15 protein-coding genes and 1 pseudogene are annotated in these 17,375 nt (G+C 73.0%); 7 read left to right on the top strand and 9 right to left on the bottom strand.

Annotated features, from left to right (window positions below):
• Positions 1–60: 60 nt before the first annotated feature.
• Positions 61–909 (top strand): alpha/beta fold hydrolase, encoded by an 849-nt coding sequence (locus tag KGD83_RS07255; protein ID WP_212643096.1) that lies wholly within the window; start codon positions 61–63, stop codon positions 907–909.
• A gap of 20 nt (positions 910–929) precedes the next feature.
• Here the strand turns inward: KGD83_RS07255 and truB are convergent, their stop codons facing one another.
• The 8 genes and pseudogenes from truB to KGD83_RS07210 form a co-directional block, all read right to left on the bottom strand.
• Positions 930–1,817 carry a tRNA pseudouridine(55) synthase TruB gene (gene truB / locus KGD83_RS07250; protein ID WP_212643095.1) on the bottom strand — a complete coding sequence of 296 codons (888 nt, stop codon included), beginning with the start codon at positions 1,815–1,817 and terminating at the stop codon, positions 930–932.
• A 53-nt stretch (positions 1,818–1,870) separates the two neighbouring features.
• Positions 1,871–2,314, bottom strand: a complete 444-nt coding sequence (gene rbfA, locus KGD83_RS07245; protein ID WP_130394938.1) for a 30S ribosome-binding factor RbfA — start codon at positions 2,312–2,314, stop codon at positions 1,871–1,873.
• A gap of 2 nt (positions 2,315–2,316) precedes the next feature.
• Complete coding sequence (locus KGD83_RS07240; RefSeq protein WP_013154599.1) at positions 2,317–2,613, bottom strand: DUF503 domain-containing protein; 297 nt, start codon at positions 2,611–2,613, stop codon at positions 2,317–2,319.
• A 103-nt stretch (positions 2,614–2,716) separates the two neighbouring features.
• Positions 2,717–5,732, bottom strand: a pseudogene (gene infB / locus KGD83_RS28485) (translation initiation factor IF-2).
• Between the two features lie 212 nt (positions 5,733–5,944).
• The gene (locus KGD83_RS07225) at positions 5,945–6,268 is read right to left on the bottom strand and encodes a YlxR family protein (protein ID WP_081461755.1); all 324 of its coding nucleotides are present in this window, start codon (positions 6,266–6,268) and stop codon (positions 5,945–5,947) included.
• Between the two features lie 13 nt (positions 6,269–6,281).
• Positions 6,282–7,295 carry a transcription termination factor NusA gene (gene nusA / locus KGD83_RS07220; RefSeq protein ID WP_013154601.1) on the bottom strand — a complete coding sequence of 338 codons (1,014 nt, stop codon included), beginning with the start codon at positions 7,293–7,295 and terminating at the stop codon, positions 6,282–6,284.
• Positions 7,296–7,319: 24 nt separating this feature from the next.
• A complete protein-coding gene (gene rimP / locus KGD83_RS07215) occupies positions 7,320–7,802 on the bottom strand; it encodes a ribosome maturation factor RimP (RefSeq protein WP_212643093.1) in 483 nt (160 codons plus the stop codon).
• 218 nt (positions 7,803–8,020) lie between these two features.
• Positions 8,021–9,157, bottom strand: coding sequence for an IS200/IS605 family accessory protein TnpB-related protein (locus KGD83_RS07210; protein WP_212643092.1), 1,137 nt, complete (start codon positions 9,155–9,157; stop codon positions 8,021–8,023).
• A gap of 871 nt (positions 9,158–10,028) precedes the next feature.
• Between KGD83_RS07210 and KGD83_RS07205 the strand changes: the two genes are divergently transcribed.
• Both KGD83_RS07205 and KGD83_RS07200 read left to right on the top strand, forming a co-directional pair.
• A complete protein-coding gene (locus KGD83_RS07205) occupies positions 10,029–10,538 on the top strand; it encodes a hypothetical protein (protein WP_212643091.1) in 510 nt (169 codons plus the stop codon).
• 35 nt (positions 10,539–10,573) lie between these two features.
• Entirely contained in the window at positions 10,574–11,026 is a 453-nt protein-coding gene (locus tag KGD83_RS07200) for a ferritin-like domain-containing protein (RefSeq protein ID WP_212643090.1), read from the top strand.
• Positions 11,027–11,149: 123 nt separating this feature from the next.
• Here KGD83_RS07200 and KGD83_RS07195 read toward each other — a convergent pair whose 3' ends face one another.
• A complete protein-coding gene (locus tag KGD83_RS07195) occupies positions 11,150–12,886 on the bottom strand; it encodes a proline--tRNA ligase (RefSeq protein ID WP_212644305.1) in 1,737 nt (578 codons plus the stop codon).
• Between the two features lie 169 nt (positions 12,887–13,055).
• Between KGD83_RS07195 and KGD83_RS07190 the strand changes: the two genes are divergently transcribed.
• The 4 genes from KGD83_RS07190 (at position 13,056) to KGD83_RS07175 (ending at position 17,368) form a co-directional block, all read left to right on the top strand.
• The gene (locus KGD83_RS07190; protein ID WP_212643089.1) at positions 13,056–13,925 is read left to right on the top strand and encodes a spermidine synthase; all 870 of its coding nucleotides are present in this window, start codon (positions 13,056–13,058) and stop codon (positions 13,923–13,925) included.
• A 96-nt stretch (positions 13,926–14,021) separates the two neighbouring features.
• Positions 14,022–15,233 carry a sensor histidine kinase gene (locus tag KGD83_RS07185; protein ID WP_212643088.1) on the top strand — a complete coding sequence of 404 codons (1,212 nt, stop codon included), beginning with the start codon at positions 14,022–14,024 and terminating at the stop codon, positions 15,231–15,233.
• Positions 15,230–15,898, top strand: coding sequence for a response regulator (locus KGD83_RS07180; RefSeq protein ID WP_212643087.1), 669 nt, complete (start codon positions 15,230–15,232; stop codon positions 15,896–15,898). Before KGD83_RS07185 ends, KGD83_RS07180 begins: the two co-directional genes overlap by 4 nt.
• 201 nt (positions 15,899–16,099) lie before the next feature.
• Complete coding sequence (locus KGD83_RS07175) at positions 16,100–17,368, top strand: cytochrome ubiquinol oxidase subunit I (RefSeq protein ID WP_212643086.1); 1,269 nt, start codon at positions 16,100–16,102, stop codon at positions 17,366–17,368.
• Positions 17,369–17,375 lie beyond the last annotated feature (7 nt).

Here is a 17,375-nt window from a genome sequence, read left to right as displayed (position 1 = left end):
CCGCTGGGCCCGGGGCGGAGCCGGGTTGGCACACGTGCGCGGGGCGGTTACCGTGCACCGATGGCGATGATCGACACGGGTGCGACCCGACTGGCGTACGACGAGGCCGGTTCCGGTCCCGCGATCGTTTTCGTGCACGCAGGTGCGGCCGACCGGCGCATGTGGGACCACCAGTTCACCGAGTTCGCCAAGACCCACCGGGTGGTCCGCTACGACTGGCGCGGCCGCGGCGGCTCCGCCGACCACGAGGGTCCCGTCGACCACCACGAGGACCTGCTCGCCCTCATGGACGCCCTGGAGATCGACCGGGCGACCCTGGTCGGCGCGTCCTTCGGGGGCGCCTACTGCGTGGACGCGGCGCTGGCCGCGCCGGAGCGGGTGGAGGCCCTGGCCCTGGTCTGTCCGGGGATGTCGGGACACGAGTGGCCGGAGGTCTTCGTGCGTGAGGCGCGCAAGATGGTGCTGGGCGCCGTCCCCCACGAACGCCTGGAGGTCTACCGGGCGGGACGCGCCGACCCCGATCCCGGGGACGTGGCGGTGATGGCCGAGGCCCAGGCCCGGTTCGTGGTGCTGGGCCCCGGGCGGGTGCCCGAGGACCTGCCGACGGAGGCCTGGGACCTGGTGCTGCTCATGCTGCGCGAGACGCTCGCCCGCGAGTGGTCCGGGCCGGTCGCCACCACCCGCTGGCCGGAGCGGCCCGCCGGCGCCCGCCTCGGCGAGATCGCGGTGCCGACGCTGGTGGTGAAGGGGTTGTCGGAGATCGCCCAGGTACGGGAGGTCGCGGACCTGTACGCCGAAGGCGTGCCCGGGGCGCGGCTGCTGGAGATGCCCGACACCGGCCACCTGCCGTCCGTGGAGCGCCCCGGCGAGCTGACCGCGGTCCTCGCCCGGTTCCTGGGGACCGTCTGACCGGGCGGGACCGCGCGGAATCAGGCGGGTTCGAAGACCACCAGGGGCTTCATGTGGTCGCGGCGGTTCTCTCCCAGGGCGACGACGCGGCCGTCCGGGGCGAAGAGGCCGACCGGGCCGCTTCCGGACCCGTCCGGGTCGATCCGGTTGCCGTGCCGGATCCGCTGTTCCTCGTCCTCGCTCAGGGCGCGCGCGGGGAAGGCCGCGGCCACGGCCTCGGCCAGCGGGACCTGCGTGAACTCCTCGGCCAGCTCGTCCAGCGTGCGCGCCCGGGACAGGTCGTAGGGGCCAACCCTGGTGCGCCGCAGCGCCGTCAGGTGCCCGCCCACGCCCAGGTCGGCGCCCATGTCACGGGCCAGCGAACGGATGTAGGTGCCGCTGGAGCAGGTGACGGCGGCGTCCACGTCCACGAACCCCCCGTCGGCGTCGGAGACCCGGCGCACCTCGGTGACCGTGAACTCCGCGACGGTGACCGTGCGGGCCTTGAGGGCGACCTCCTTGCCCTCACGCGCCGACTTGTAGGCACGCTTGCCGTCCACCTTGATCGCGCTGACCTGCGGAGGAACCTGCTCGATCCGCCCCGTGAGCCTGCCGGCGGCGGCGCGCACGGCCTCCTCGCCGACCCCGGAGGCGTCCGCGCGCACGAGGGGCTCGCCCTCGGCGTCGTCGGTGTTGGTCGTCAGGCCGAGGCGGATCGTCGCCTCGTAGACCTTCTCCGTCAGGGTCAGGTGGCCCAGGAGCTTGGTGCCCTTCTCGATGCCCAGCACCAGGACCCCGGTGGCCATCGGGTCCAGGGTGCCCGCGTGGCCGACCCTGCGGGTGCGCGCGAGCCCGCGCGCTTTGGCGACCACGTCGTGCGAGGTCCAGTCGGCGGGCTTGTCGACGACCACGACGCCGCTCTCGGCCATGGTGCTCCCTCGTGGTGAAGGGCGGCGGCGCGGTCCGCGCCGCCGCCGGGGTGTTACTCGTCCTCGTCGCGCTCGTCCTCGCGGGGCGCCCGGTAGGGGTCGGCCTCACCCGCGGGCTCGGCGCCGCTGGCCCTCTCGGCCAGCTCCGCGTCCGACTGGCGGGCCTTGAGCAGCAGTTCCTCGATGTGCTGGGCGTTCTCCTGCACCTCGTCGACGACGAAGGCCAGGCTCGGCGTGTGCCGGATGCCGGTCTGGCGCCCCACCTCGCTGCGGATCACGCCCTTGGCGCTCTCCAGGGCGGCGGCGGAGGCGGCCTTCTCGTCCGGGGTACCGAACACCGTGTAGTACACCGTGGCGTCCCGCAGGTCGGCGGTGATGCGCGCGTCGGTCACGGTGACGAATCCCAGGCGCGGGTCCTTGATGCGCCGGTCCAGCATCTCGGCGACGATGCGCTGGATGCGGTCGGCGATCTTGCGCGCGCGTGCGGCGTCAACCATGGTCAGTCTTCCTCTTCGTTGAAGAGCCGCTGCCTGGCGGAGAGCAGCTCCAGTTCGGGACGGCCCGCGACGAAGCTCTCGCAGGAGTCCATCAGCTCCCGGGCGTGCGCCGCCGTCGGCGCGACCACCGCGACGCCGATCTTGGCCCGGCGGTACAGGTCCTGGTCGCCCGCCTCGGAGACCGAGACGGAGAACTTGCGGCGCAGCTCGGAGACGACGGGTCGGACCAGCGAACGCTTCTGTTTGAGCGAGTGGACGTCACCGAGAAGGACGTCCAGGGTCAGCGCCCCAACGTACAAGTGATCACCTGTGGTGTGTGGAGTTGTCCGCCGCTGTCGGCGGCGTGAAACACGGGGCCCCGGCCGCACGGCCGGGGCCCCGTCTGGTCATGCTCCGCGGGGATCAGTCGCGGGGCTTCTCCTGCATCTCGTACGTCTCGATGACGTCCTCGACACGCAGGTCGTTGTAGCCGACGCCGATACCGCACTCGAAGCCCTCGCGGACCTCGGTCGCGTCGTCCTTGAACCGGCGCAGGGATTCCACGTTGAGGTTCTCGGAGATGACGACCCCGTCGCGGATGAGCCGCGCCTTGGAGTTGCGGCGGATCAGGCCGCTGCGGACGATCGAACCGGCGATGTTGCCGATCCGCGGCACCTTGAAGACCTCGCGGATCTCCGCGCTGCCGAGCTGGACCTCTTCGTAGATCGGCTTGAGCAGACCCTTGACCGCGGCCTCGACCTCGTCGATCGCCTGGTAGATCACCGAGTAGTACCGGATGTCCACGCCCATGCGGTCGGCCAGCTCGCTGTTCTTGCCCTCGGGCCGAACGTTGAAGCCGACGATGATCGCCTCGGCGGAGGCCGCCAGGTTGATGTCGTTCTGCGTGATCGCACCGACACCGCGCCCGATGACCCGGATGCTCACCTCGTCGCCGCCGGCGTCGATCTTGAGCAGGGACTCCTCCAGCGCCTCGACGGAACCGGACATGTCGCCCTTGATGAGGAGGAGCAGCTCGGAGCGCTCGCCCTCCTTCAGGGCGTTCTGCCAGTTGTCGAGGGTGACCCGGCGGGCCGAACGCGCCTGCTGGGCGAAGCGCTCGCGCGCCTCGCGCTGCTGGGCGATCTGCCGCGCCACCCGGTCGTCCTTGACGACCAGGAAGTTGTCACCGGCGCTGGGAACGTTGGTCAGACCCAGCACCTGCACCGGACGGGACGGCTCGGCGCTCTGCACGTTCTGGCCGTGCTCGTCGAGCATGGCGCGGACGCGGCCGAAGGCGTCGCCGCAGACGATCGAGTCACCGACGTTGAGCGTGCCGCGCTGGACCAGCACCGTGGCCATGGAACCGCGACCGCGGTCCAGGTAGGCCTCGATGGCCAGACCCTGCGCGTCCATCTCCGGGTTGGCCTGGAGATCGAGCGCGGCGTCGGAGGTCAGCACGATCGACTCGAGCAGGGCGTCGATGTTGTCGCCCTTGAGCGCGGAGATGTCCACGAACTGGACGTCGCCGCCGTACTCCTCGGCCACCAGGCCGTACTCGGTGAGCTGCGCGCGGACCCGCTGCGGGTCGGCGCCCTCGACGTCGATCTTGTTGACCGCGACCACGATCGGCACCTCGGCCGCCTTGGCGTGGTCGATGGCCTCCGCCGTCTGCGGCTTGACGCCGTCGTCGGCGGCCACGACCAGCACCGCGATGTCGGTGACCTTGGCACCGCGGGCACGCATGGCGGTGAACGCCTCGTGACCCGGGGTGTCGATGAAGGTGATCTTGCGCTCTTCGCCGTCGACCTCGGTGGCGACCTGGTAGGCACCGATGTGCTGGGTGATACCGCCGGCCTCGCCGCTGACGACGTTGGTCTTGCGGATGGTGTCCAGCAGTCGGGTCTTACCGTGGTCGACGTGACCCATGACGGTGACCACCGGCGGACGCGGACGCAGGTCCTCCGCGGTGCCCTCGTCCTCACCGAACTCGATGGAGAAGGACTCCAGCAGCTCGCGGTCCTCGTCCTCCGGGCTGACGACCTCGATCCTGTACTTGAGCTCCTCGCCCAGCAGCATCAGGGTCTCGTCCGGAAGGGACTGGGTCGCGGTGACCATCTCACCCAGGTGCATCATCACCTGGACGAGCGACGCCGGGTTGACGTCGATCTTGTCGCCGAAGTCCGACAGCGAGGCGCCGCGGGACAGGCGGATGGTCTGGTCGTTGCCGCTCGGGATCTTGACGCCGCCGAACGACGGGGCCTGGAAGTCGTGGAACTCCTGGCGCCGCTGCTTCTTGGACTTGCGGGCGCGTCCGGGACGGCCGCCGGGGCGTCCGAACGCACCGGCCGTACCGCCGCCGCGACCGCGGCCACCGCCGCCGGGACGACCGCCGAAGCCGCCGGGACGACCGCCGCCACCGACACCGCCGGGACGCGGACCGGAACCCGCGGGGGCTCCCCGCGGCCGCGGCCACCGCCGCCGCCGGGACGACCGCCGCCACCGCCGCGACCGCCACCCGCGGGTGCGGCCGGACGGGACGAGGGCATGTTCATCGGGCTGGGGCGCGGACCCCGGGCCGGGGGCCGGGACGCGGCGGACCCGCGGCACCGCCCGGACGCGGAGCGCCGGCCGCGCCTCCGGGACGCGGGGCGCGCTGCTCGCCGCCGCCCTGCGGGCCGGGACGCGGACCCGGACGCGGACCGCCCGGACGCGGAGCGCCGGCGGCGCCTCCGGGACGCGGGGCGCGCTGCTCGCCGCCGCCCTGCGGGCCGGGACGCGGACCCGGACGCGGACCGCCCGGACGCGGAGCGCCGCCGCCGGGCCGCGGAGCGGCCGACTTGGAGCCCATGCCGGAGGCGTTGGACGCGAACGGGTTGTTGCCCGGGCGGGGACCGGACGGGCGCGGGCCGGGACGGGGCCCGCCGCGCTCGGGACGGTCGCCGCGCTCGGGGCGGTCACCACCGCGCTGGGCGCGGTCGGGACGGCCGCCCTCGGAACGGCCGCCCTCGGGGCGACCGCCCTCGGAACGGCCGCCGGGGCCGGCCGGGGCACCGGGCTTGGGGGCGCCGCCGGGGCGGGCGCCGGCCTCGCCGCGGGGAGCCTTGGGGCCGGGCTTGGGCGCGTTCGCGCGCGGAGCGGCCTCGCCCTGCGGGGCGGGCTTGGGCGCGGGAGCCGGCCTGGGGCCGGGCTTGGGAGCCGGACCCGGCTTCGGGGCGGCACCGTTGTCCGCGGCGGGACGCGGGCCGGGCTTGGGAGCCGAACCCTTGCGACCGCCGTCGGAACCGTTGTTGAAGGCTTCCTGGAGGCGTCGTACGACGGGGGCCTCTATGGTCGAGGACGCCGAACGGACGAATTCACCCATCTCGTTGAGCTTGGCCAGAACGGCCTTGCTCTCTACACCGAACTCCTTGGCGAGTTCATATACCCGGACCTTCGCCACTACTCTCCTTCAGCTTCGGTCCGGGACATGGGCTTGTGCCGGACCGTCGTTAGCTCGAGTTACTCATCGCTGCGTACTCATCAGGCGCTCATCGCAATCTCGACCTGCTTCCTCATCGCTACACAACAATGGGCCAGCTTCTGCGTGCCGACACAGCACTGGACGCCGACCTCGGTCCTTACAACCCAGAAGTCGGTCCAGACATTCCAACCCTATCGGGAGCGCTGACCCGATCCGCCACGCGGGGCGGCGTCGATCAGGGCCGCCACGGGTGAGACGTCCCACCCGTCGGCGCCCGCTCCCCTCCGGTAGGCGCGTGACCAGGCCCTGCGCCGTTCGGCGAGCTCGAAGCATCGCCGATCGCGGTGCAGGTAGGCGCCGCGCCCCGGAAGACGACCCCGGGTGTCGGGCGTGATGACCGTGCCCTCGGCCACCAGCCGCACGAGGTCGGACTGGACTGCCCGCGACCGACACCCCACACACGTACGCACGGGGCGGTCGGGACCGTCATGGGCCACCCTATCGCGTCGAGGCATGCGCGCGACCCGATCAGCCCGTCGCGGCGGTGTCGTCGCCCTCGGCGGCGCCCTCCCGTTCCGGCTCCCCGGCGGGCTCGGCGTCGGAGCGGATGTCGATGCGCCAGCCGGTCAGACGCGCGGCCAGACGGGCGTTCTGGCCCTCCTTGCCGATCGCGAGGGACTGCTGGTAGTCGGGCACGATCACGCGGGCGACACGGGAGGCCATGTCGAGGATCTCCACGGAGTTGACCCGCGCCGGGGACAGGGCGTTGGCGACGAACACTGCCGGGTCCTCGGAGTAGTCGACGATGTCGATCTTCTCCCCGTGGAGTTCGGCCATGACGTTGCGGACGCGGCTGCCGAGCGGGCCGATGCAGGCGCCCTTGGCGTTGACCCCGCCGCGGTTGGAGTGGACGGCCATCTTGGTGCGGTGCCCCGCCTCCCGGGCGATCGCCGCGATCTCGACGGTGCCGTCGGCGATCTCGGGGACCTCCAGCTCGAAGAGCTTGCGCACCAGGTTGGGGTGCGTGCGCGAGAGGGTGACCGAGGGGCCGCGGTGGCCCTTGCGGACCTGCACGACGTAGGCGCGCAGACGCTCGCCGTGGGTGTAGGTCTCGGTGGGCACCTGCTCCTGCGGGGGCAGGACCGCCTCGATCTTGCCGAGGTCCACGAGCACGTTGCGGGGGTCCTTGCCCTGCTGGATGATGCCGGAGACGATGTCGTGCTCGCGTCCGGCGAACTCGCCCAGGGTCAGCTCGTCCTCGGCGTCGCGCAGACGCTGGAGGATGACCTGCTTGGCGGTGGAGGTCGCGATGCGGCCGAACCCGGTGGGGGTGCCGTCGAACTCGCCGACGGACTCGCCGTCCTCGTCGGTCTCGGCCACCCACACGGTCACGTGGCCGGTGGAGCGGTTGAGCTCGACGCGGGCCCGCTTCTCGGGGCCCTCCTCGCGGTGGTAGGCGATCAGAAGCGCGTCCTCGATGGCCTTGGCCACGAGTTCGACGGAGATGTCCTTCTCGCGTTCCAGGCTGCGCAGAACGCTCATGTCAATGTCCACGGGGCTCCCCCTCTAGTCCGCCGCGTCGGTGTCGGCATCGTGGCGGAATTCCACCTGGACCCTGCCCTTGCCGAGTTCGGCGTGGGTGAAGGTTCGGGGCCGGCCCTCGACTTCCAGGGTGACCCCGTCGTCGTCGGCGCCGGTGACGCGCCCGGTGACCTTCCCGCCCTCGGCGAGGGTGGCGATCACCAGGCGGCCTCGGGAACGGCGCCAGTGCCTCGGCTCGGTCAGCGGGCGGTCCACCCCGGGTGAGGTGACCTCCAGGACGTAGGGCTGCGCGCCCATGACGTCGGAGGAGTCCAGCAGGGTGTTCACCTCCTGGCTGACCTCGCCGACCGTGTCCAGGTCGACCCCGTTGTCGGAGTCCACGACCACGCGCAGCACCCGTCGCTTGCCGGCCGGTGTGAGTTCGACGGCCTCCAGGTCCAGTCCGGCCTCGGCCAGTACCGGCTCCAGCAGCTCGGCGATGCGCTCCTCGCGCGCCTGCGCTCCCATGTGGTCCTGCTCCTCCAACGGCGAAGATCCCGCCCGCGCGGCCGTCGGGCCGGTGTACGGGGCGGTCCAGCTCTGTACGTAGTCTTCGACTTCAGCGGCCCGCCCCCTGGTACGGGGACGCGGGCCGACCGCGCGTCGCGTGCGACGGCGGTTATGCCGCAAGAGTATCCACACCCGGAACCGTTCCTGAACAGTGAAGCAGGAGTGATCCCCGGGGGTCACCCTGGCACTGCACCCATCCCGAACGGTTCTGGATGGGCTGGGTCACCGCGTTCCTGCCGCGCCCGGCCACGCGCATCGCGTGCACGCTCCGTGACGGGTGGGCGGTTTCCCTCACGCCCGGAACTCCCCGATGCGGCCTGGACGGTCCGATGCCCCACACCACCACCCTGGTGGTGCGGGGGCGGTGCCGTCCGACGCCGAACCGGGTGGCCCTGAGCGCGCCGCCCGACCGCGATGCTGGCCGCATCGTGCCGGGAGACCTTCCTACGTTTAGTGGACAGGGGCTTTTGCCAGTGCTGGGCACCCCACCTTGATGTATACGCCGGGTCCACCGCGATGACCGACACCCCCAGGGTGTGGGCCGTCGAAACCAGCCGGGACCGCAACCGAGCGGTGGGAAAACCACTGATCAGCTGCCGGAAGCGTTTGCGCCGTCCGTGCTTTTCCCGGGTCTTCTCGCGGGCGAAGTCCAAGTCCTCGATAGCGATGGCGTGCACGCCTTGTGCGGTGGCCCAGCGCAGCAGCCGGGACAGGGCATGGCGCACTTGCGCGTCCCGGTGCTGGGATTTCCCGGACAGGTCGAAGGCGAACCGTCGCGGGTTCCCGATCGGGTTGCCGCGGGTGTCGAGCCGCCAGGCGGCCAGGTGGTCGGCGTCGGCGTCCACCCCCACCACCCCATGGGCCAGCGCCGCCTCCCACGGCACCTGCGGGACAGGAGCATGCGTCCAGGACGCGCTCACGTACCACCGGCCCCGACCAGGACCCCGCCCGGTGTCCAGGTGGAGGCGGTAGGCCACCGCCCCGTCGGCCTCGATTCGGTCGGCCCACTCGGTGCCCCGGTGGGCGAAGACCACCCGGCCCGAGAGCACGTAGCGACCGTGCGCGGCGTTGGCCAGGTGCGCCAAGGGGGCGGGCAGCCGGATGCTGACCTGCCCCTCGGGGGTGATGCGGATGGTCTCGCTGCCGTGGCGTTTGCCGGACTCACCATCAGCTTGGAGGAAGAAGCGTGCGGCCTCCCACCGGGCCCGCCACTGGGCCTGGGTGAGTCCGGCCCGGTCCAGGTGGTGGCGGGTGTGCAGCAGCCGTTTGCCGCCACGCACCACCCGTACACGGCCCGCCTCCCAGTCAGCCACCGCCGCCGCATGGCGATGCTCCAGGGCGGTCAGGCGTCGGGACTTGGCGTGCCACGCCCGCTGACAGGAGTACCCGCCCGGGACGCCCTGGGTGCCCGGAGTTCTGAGGGGTTGGGAGAGACGGTGGCGCAGGGTGTCGATGCCCGTTTGGAGGCGGTGCGGGTTGGGCGGCCTGGCTGCGGCGGGCCAGCGCCCACTGCTCGTTCGAGGCCCTGGTGAGCGCCCCCCGCCCACCGCGACGAGGACTCAGCGGTCAGCTCCCGTTTGCGGGCCGCCCAGGAGTCCCTGCCGTGGCCGGTGCCATCCCTGCGTCGGGCGGCCAGGTCCGTGGAGGCCAAGGATCCCAGGTGCGCGCCCACGGCCCGCAGCACCGCCTCGTCCTCAGGGGTGAGGCCCTTGAGCCGGTCACGCACGCTCACCCCCGGACGGCGCGGGGACCAGGAACGGGTCGGCGATCGACCGCAACCGCCGCGCGCCGGTACCCGCCATCCCTTCCCACCTCCCGATACCTGCCGGTTTCGTCGCTGTGTTCGATACGACCGTAGCCAGGACCGGGGACGCTTGTCCGGAGAATCAGCGAACTTCTCAGACGGTTTTCTTCGTCGCACCATGCGCAGGGGTGAGGGCGCACAGCCACACACCGCCTTCCGACAGCAGCACATAATGACTCCTGTGCCCTCGTGTGTGCTTGAGTGGCTTCCCGATCCAACAGCTGACACCCCCCGAGTCGCCGTCGGTGGCCGGGGCGCGTCGGCGCGTGGCCTCCGGGGCGCGTCCGGGCGGCGGCGTCCCCCGCGCGGTACGGGACGTGGAAGGATGGGGGCCGGGGGGGCCGCCGCGGGCGGCCCGCACCGCACGAGAGGAAGAGCGCGTGGGGATCGGCCGTGTCAGCCGTCGCACGGTGCTGGGCGCGACGGCCGCTGTGGGAGCCGTGGGCCTGGCCGGGTGCGGCGGTACCGAGTGGTACCCCTCCGACGTGACGCCGGACGTGTACGTGCTGCGCGCGGTGGTCCGGGAGAAGGAGCGGATGGTCGCGCGCTACGAGGCCGCGGTCGCCGGGGGGACGGGGCCGGCGGAACTGCTGGAGCGGTTCCTGGAACACCACCTGTCCCACCTGGACGCGCTGCTGGACTCCCTGCCCGAGGACGCCCCCTCCCCCTCCGCCTCCGCCGGGCCGTCCGGCGAACCCTCCTCCCCCGAGGAGGCCCCCGTTCCGGAGACCGCGCCGGACACCGCGGCGCTGCACGTGCTGGAGGCCGCGGCGACCGGCGCCCGACTGGACCAGGCGGCCGCCGTCACCGACTCCGCGCTGGCGCAGCTGATCAGCGCGATCGGCGCGTGCGAGGCGGGGCACGCCCACCTGCTGGCCCGGGAGCAGTGACGGCGCACACCCCCAGACGGAAGGCAGGTAGCAAGGTGAGCGAGAGCCCCGCGTCCGCCGGCGAGGAGACGGACGCCGGCCTCCGGGCGCTGGCCGAGGCGCTGCGCGCCGAACACGCGGCCGTGTACGGGTACGAGTTCATCGGCGGGGCCGCCGAGGACGGGGACCGGCGCGACCGCGCGGGAAGCACCGCCCACGAGCACAAGGCGGTGCGGGACGCCCTGCACGCGGCGGCGGTGGAGCGGGGCGTGGACCCCCCGCCCGCGCTGGCCTCCTACCCGGTCGCCGACGAGTACGGCGACGAGGCCGTCGACGCCTACGCCGCGGGGCTGGAGCAGACCGCCGCGCGCGCCCACCTGTGGCTGACCGCCTCGCGGGACACCGACCTGCGGGTGACCGGCGCCCGGGCGCTCCAGGAGACGACCGTGCGCCTGCTGGAGTGGGGCGGGGCGCTGGACGCCCTGCCCGGTTTCGACGAGGCCGGTTGACCCGCACGCAGCCCGCACGGCCGGGCACGGCGGCGGCCCGTGAAGCGCCCGCGTCAGTGCGTGTACGGGCGGAGGGGGAGGGCCCGCGGGGAGACCGCGGGCCCTCCCCCTCCCTTTCACCCGCTACGCGCGGCAGGCGGCGACGGCGCGGTCCACGATCTCGGCCAGGGCGACCTCCTCGCGGTCGCCGGTGGCGCGGTCGCGCAGTTCCACCAGGCCGTCCTTGAGGCCGCGGCCGACGATGACACCGGTGGGGATGCCCAGGAGTTCGGCGTCGGTGAACTTGACGCCGGGCGAGACGCCCTTGCGGTCGTCCACGAGGACGCGCAGGCCCCTGGCCTCCAGTTCCCGGGCGATCCGCAGCGCCTCCTCGACCTGCTCGCCCTTGCCCGTGCCGACCACGTGCACGTCGGCGGGCGCCACCTCGCGCGGCCAGACGACGCCCTTGTCGTCGTGGGACTGCTCGACGACCGCGGCGACGGCGCGCGAGACGCCGATGCCGTAGGAGCCCATGGTGATCCGCCGGGGCTTGCCGTCCGGGCCCAGGGCGTCCACCTGGAAGGCGTCGGTGTACTTGCGGCCCAGCTGGAAGATGTGGCCGATCTCGATGCCGCGCGCGGTGTACAGGGTTCCCCTGCCGTCGGGCGAGGGGTCGCCGTCGCGCACCTCGGCGACGTCGATGGTGCCGTCCGGGACGAAGTCGCGGCCCGCGACCAGGTCGACGACGTGGTGGTCGGCCTCGTCCGCGCCGGTCACCCAGGCGGTGCCGGTGACCACCCGGGGGTCGACCAGGTAGCGGACCTTGTTGTCCAGCAGCGCGCGGGGGCCGATGTAGCCCTTGACCAGGAAGGGGTTGGCCGCGAAGTCGGCCTCCTCCAGCAGGGCGACCTCGGCGGGCTCCAGCGCCGCCTCCAGGCGCTTGAAGTCCACCTCGCGGTCGCCGGGCAGGCCGACGGCCAGCAGCTCCCACTCCTTCGCGCCGGGCACGCGGGTCTTGACCAGGACGTTCTTGAGGGTGTCGGCCTCGGTGAAGTCGCGGCCCAGCCCGGCGCCGTTGAGGAAGTCCACCAGGGTCTGGATGGTGGCGGTGTCCGGGGTGTGGTGGACCGCGGCCTCGGGCAGCCCCTCGACCGGGAGCGCCTCGGGGGCCGGGACGGCCACGGCCTCGACGTTGGCGGCGTAGTCGGACTCCGTGCTGCGCACGAAGGTGTCCTCGCCGGTCGGGGCGACGGCCAGGAACTCCTCCGAGGCCGATCCGCCCATGGCGCCCGAGGTGGCCGACACGATCACGTACTCCAGGCCCAGCCGGTCGAAGACGCGGATGTAGGCGGCGCGGTGGTCGGCGTAGGACGCGCGCAGGCCCTCGTCGTCGATGTCGAAGGAGTAGGAGTCCTTCATGTGGAACTCGCGGCCGCGCAGCACGCCCGCGCGGGGACGCGCCTCGTCGCGGAACTTCTCCTGGATCTGGTACAGGGTGACCGGGAAGTCCTTGTAGGAGGAGTACTCACCCTTGACCAGGAGCGTGAACAGCTCCTCGTGGGTGGGGCCGAGCAGGTAGTCGGCGCCCTTGCGGTCCTTGAGGCGGAACAGGGTGTCGCCGTACTCCTCCCAGCGCCCGGTGGCCTCGTAGTACTCGCGGGGCAGCAGCGCGGGCAGGAGCACCTCCTGGGCGCCGATGGCGTCCATCTCCTCGCGCACGATCCGGGAGACGTTCTCCAGGACGATCTTGCCCAGGGGCAGCCAGGTGTAGACGCCGGGCGCGGCCCGGCGCACGAACCCGCCGCGGACGAGCAGCTTGTGGCTCGGCACCTCGGCGTCCGCCGGGTCCTCACGCAGGGTGCGCAGGAACAGGGTCGACATCCGCAGTAGCACGGCCACTCCTCGTGGGACTTGTGAAGTATGCAAAGGAACCTGCAGGCCTCAAAAAGACCTGCGTGGTTCAAAAACCTGGGTTCCCCAGGCTAGCGCGATCATGGACACGCTCGTTCGGGCCTGTGCGTAGTCTTGGGGCCGACGAACGGAGGCGGACGTGGGCAGACGCGGCGCGCGGGAGGAAGCGGCGCACGGCGGGAACGGCGAGGACGCCGCGGGCGGCGGGGACTCGGGCACGGAGCTGCTCGCCGACGCCGACCGCTCCGACTCGTGGTTCCTGGTCGTGGACGGTACGCCCCAATCCCACGTGGACCTGGCCGACCCCTCCTACCTGGACTTCTCCTACGTGCGCCGCATCGCGCACGCGGCCGACCTCGTGGCGCCGCCGGAGGAGGCCGTGGACGCCCTGCACCTGGGCGCGGGCGCGCTGACGCTGGCACGCTACGTGGCGCACACCCGTCCCGGTTCCCGGCAGCGCGCGGTGGACGTGGACGCGCCCCTGGTCGAGATGGTGCGCAGGCGGCTGCCCTGGGACCGCAGGGCGCAGCTGCGCGTGGGCATCGGCGACGCCCGGGAGTGGATCGCCGCCCGGCACACCGACAGCGCGGACCTGGTGGTCAGCGACGTGTTCGCGGGCGCGCGCACCCCGGCCAGGCTGACGTCGGCGGAGTTCTACGCCGAGCTGGCGCGCGTCCTGCGGCCGAGCGGGATGCTGGTGGTCAACATCGGCGACGGCGGGGGGCTGGCCCACACCCGGAGCCAGGTGGCGACCGCGCGCACGGCGCTGCCGCACACGGCGCTGTCGGCCGCGCCGGGCGTGCTGCGCGGGCGGCGGTTCGGCAACCTGGTCCTGACGGCCTCGCACGGCCCCCTGCCCGTGGAGGAGCTGGGCCGCCGCGCGCACCGGGATCCGGAGATGGCCCGCCTCCTGGAGGGCGAGGAGCTGGACCGCTTCGTCTCGGGCCGGTCCCCCGTACGCGACGCCGACGCCGTCGACTCCCCGGCTCCGCCGGACGACGTCTTCTAGTCGGCCACGGTCTACTCCCCGGGGAGTAGACCGACGCCGGAAAACCCTCCTCCGGGGTGACGGCTGCCCCGAGGGGTCCCCCGTACTGTCGGGGTTGTGGCAGCACTACTCCTCCGGCCCGCGCGCACCGACGTCTGGCTCGCGCTCGGCCTGCTCGCCGCCTCCATGGGCAGCACGGCGCTGGTCAGCGCGCTCCAGCGGGCGGCGGGGGCGGTCAACCCCTGGCCGTGGGGCCACGCGCTGATCCTGGTCGCCTGCCTGGCCGTCCTGTGGCGCACCGCCTACCCGCGCACGGTCGGGCTGGTGTCGGTCGTCGCCTCCACCGTGTACTACCCCCTGGGCTTTCCCGACGGCATGGTCATGCTGTGCACCGCCGTCATGCTCTACACGCTGGTGCGCCGCGGGCACCGCGTGTTCGGCTGGACGCTGGGCGTGGGCCAGTTCCTGGCGGTCAACGGCTACGAGTTCCTCATGACGGGGACCTTCCGGCCCGAGGCGGTAGGCATCGTCGGCTGGGTGCTCGTGCTGCTGTGCACGGGCGAGGTCGTGCGCTGGCGGCAGGAGTACCTGCGGGCCGACCGCGAACGCGAGGCCGAGTCCCTGCGCACCCGGGAGGAGGAGCTGCTGCGCCGGGCTTCCGAGGAGCGCGTCCGGCTGGCCCGGGACGTGCACGACACGGTGGCGCACAACATCTCCCTCATCAACGTGCAGGCGGGCACGGCCCTGTACCTGATGGAGACCGAGCCGCAGCGGGCCGCGGAGGCCCTGGCCACCATCAAGCGGACCAGCAAGGACACCCTGACCGAGCTGCGCGGCATGCTCGGCTTGCTGCGCGCCGTGGACGAGGCCGCGCCGAGGTCGCCGGTCCCCGGGCTGGACCGCCTGGAGGAGCTGGCCGAGGGCACCCGCAGCGCGGGCGTCGACGTGGCCGTGGAGGTCGGCGGTGTGCCCGGGCACCTGCCGGTGAGCACCGAGTCGGCCGCCTACCGCACGGTCCAGGAGGCGCTGACGAACGTGGTCCGCCACTCCGGGGCCTCCTCGGCGCGGGTGCGCGTCGAGCACCGCGCGTCCTCGCTGGTCGTGGAGGTCACCGACGACGGCGCGGGGACCGTAGGGCCGCCGGTCCCGGGCAACGGCATCACCGGGATGCGCGAACGCGCCGCCCTGGTGGGCGGCACGGTGGACGCGGGCCCCCTCCGCGGGGGAGGATTCCGGGTGCTCGCCCGGCTCCCGCTCGACGGTGCCGGGCAGGACCGCCGAAGACCGGCCGCCCCCTCCCCCGACACCGAGGAAACGAGGCCCCGTTGATCCGGGTACTGCTCGCCGACGACCAGGCGCTGGTACGCGCGGGGTTCCGCGCGCTGCTGGACAGCGCCCCCGACATCGGGGTGGTCGCCGAGGCCGCCGACGGCGAGGAGGCCGTCCGGCTGACCCGCGCCGAACGCCCGGACGTGGTCCTCATGGACATCCGCATGCCCGGTGTGGACGGCCTGGCCGCCGCCGGGCGCATCCTGGCCGACCCAGGCCTGGAGGCGACGCGGGTCGTCATCCTCACCACGTTCGACCTGGACGAGTACATCTTCGAGGCACTGCGCGCGGGCGCCAGCGGGTTCCTGGTCAAGGACACCGAGCCCGGGGACCTGCTGCGGGCGGTGCGGGTGGTGCACGGCGGCGAGGCGCTGCTGTCGCCGGGGATCACCCGGCGGCTGATCGCCGACTACGCGCGCCGCCCGCCGAGCGCCCCCGACCCCTCGGTCCGGCTGAACGGGCTCACCGAGCGCGAACGCGAGGTGGTTTCCCTGGTCGGCGGCGGCCTGTCCAACGAGGAGATCGCCGCCCACCTCGTGCTCAGCCCGGCCACCGCCAAGACCCACGTGAGCCGGGCCATGGTCAAGCTGGGGGTGCGCGACCGGGCCCAGCTGGTCGTCATCGCCTACGAGACGGCCCTGGTCACCCCGAAGTGGAGCCGGTGAGGAGGGACCGCGTGCGCCGGGGGCGTTCCCGGGGTCCTCCCGGAGCCGTCTCGGGGTCGTCCCCTACGCCCCGGGGAGTACCTGCGCCGCCGCCCCTACCCTCGGGGAGGGCGGCGAGGAGCACCCGCCGGGACGACGCGCCCGCCCCTGCCGCAGTCGGATGCTTGACCGCGTTCCCACCGCCGAACGCGAGGCCCGACGATGATCGAAGACCCCCTCCTGCTGGCGCGGCTCCAGTTCGCTCTGACCGCCGCCACCCACTACGTGTTCGTGGCCCTGACGCTCGGGCTGGCCCCCTACCTCCTCACCACCCAGCTGGTCGCCACCCTGCGCGGCGACCGCTCCCGGATGACCGCCGTGCGGTTCTGGGGCGGCCTGTACCTGGTCAACTACGGGATGGGCGTCCTGTCCGGGCTGGTGATGGAACTCCAGCTCGCGCTGAACTGGAGCGGCCTGCACGGGATGTTCGGCTACACCTTCGCCGCTCCCCTGGCGCTGGAGACGATGACCGCGTTCTTCGTCGAGTCCACGTTCCTGGGGCTGTGGATCTTCGGGTGGGACCGCATGGGCCGGTGGGCGCACCTGGCCTGCTTCGCCGTGGTCACCGCGACGGCGTACGCCTCGGCGTGGTGGGTGCTGGTCTCCAACGGCTTCCTGCGCAACCCCGTGGGCTTCGAGACGGTCGACGGGGTCGCGCACCTGACCGACCCCGTCGCGCTGATGACCAATCCGGCGGCCGTGCTGGCCTTCGGGCACATCGTCACCGGGGCCCTGCTGGTCGGCGCCCTGGTAGTGGCCGCGACCAGCGCCCACCACCTCGTCCGGAACGACGACGCGCACGGCGTCTTCCGGCGCGGGATCCGCTACGCGACGCTGGTCCTGTGCGTGGTGCCGCTACCCGTGGCGGCCTTCGGAGGGATGCAGTTCGAGCTGTTCGGCCAGGACCCGCCCACGAGCGGGCTGACCCACACCGCGGAGGAGATCGCGGCGATCGAGGCGGCGAACCCGGGCGGTCCCCTCCTGGACGCGGCCAACACGACCGGCGACCTGGTGATGATGACGTCGTGGGCGCTGATGTTCTTCCTGGGCCCCCTGATGCTGCTGGCATGGCCCCTCGGCGGACTCGACCGCTGGAGGTGGTTCCTCGCCCCGCTGGTGGTGACGCCGCTCCTGCCCTACCTGGCCAGCGTCGGCGGCTGGGTGTTCCGGGAGACCAACCGCCAGCCGTGGGCGGTCGTCCACCACCTGACCACGGCCGACGCGGTGACCCCCCTGTCCCCGGCAGCGGCCGCGGCCTCCTTCGGTTTCCTCACCGTCGCCTTCGCGGCCCTGGCCGCCGTCACCTGCTGGCTCCTGGTGCGCTACGCGCGGCGCGGCCCCGAGGGCGGTCCGCTGGCCGAGCCGCGCACGCGGCCGCCCGAGGACCCCGCGGAGCCCGGTGGGCGCGCCGCCCCCGTCCACACGTACTGAGCCCGGA

It is taken from the genome of Nocardiopsis akebiae (genome assembly GCF_018316795.1).
Classification (GTDB): Bacteria; Actinomycetota; Actinomycetes; order Streptosporangiales; family Streptosporangiaceae; genus Nocardiopsis; species Nocardiopsis dassonvillei.
This window is presented reverse-complemented; position numbering and strand designations above follow the sequence as displayed.

What these genes read in the sequence shown, in the direction of transcription:
- KGD83_RS07255 (WP_212643096.1), top strand. Translation starts at nt 61, where the DNA reads ATGGCGATGATCGACACGGGTGCGACCCGACTGGCGTACGACGAGGCC.
- truB (WP_212643095.1), bottom strand. Translation starts at nt 1,817, where the DNA reads ATGGCCGAGAGCGGCGTCGTGGTCGTCGACAAGCCCGCCGACTGGACC.
- rbfA (WP_130394938.1), bottom strand. Translation starts at nt 2,314, where the DNA reads ATGGTTGACGCCGCACGCGCGCGCAAGATCGCCGACCGCATCCAGCGC.
- KGD83_RS07225 (WP_081461755.1), bottom strand. Translation starts at nt 6,268, where the DNA reads ATGCCTCGACGCGATAGGGTGGCCCATGACGGTCCCGACCGCCCCGTG.
- nusA (WP_013154601.1), bottom strand. Translation starts at nt 7,295, where the DNA reads ATGAGCGTTCTGCGCAGCCTGGAACGCGAGAAGGACATCTCCGTCGAA.
- rimP (WP_212643093.1), bottom strand. Translation starts at nt 7,802, where the DNA reads ATGGGAGCGCAGGCGCGCGAGGAGCGCATCGCCGAGCTGCTGGAGCCG.
- KGD83_RS07195 (WP_212644305.1), bottom strand. Translation starts at nt 12,886, where the DNA reads ATGTCGACCCTGTTCCTGCGCACCCTGCGTGAGGACCCGGCGGACGCC.
- KGD83_RS07175 (WP_212643086.1), top strand. Translation starts at nt 16,100, where the DNA reads ATGATCGAAGACCCCCTCCTGCTGGCGCGGCTCCAGTTCGCTCTGACC.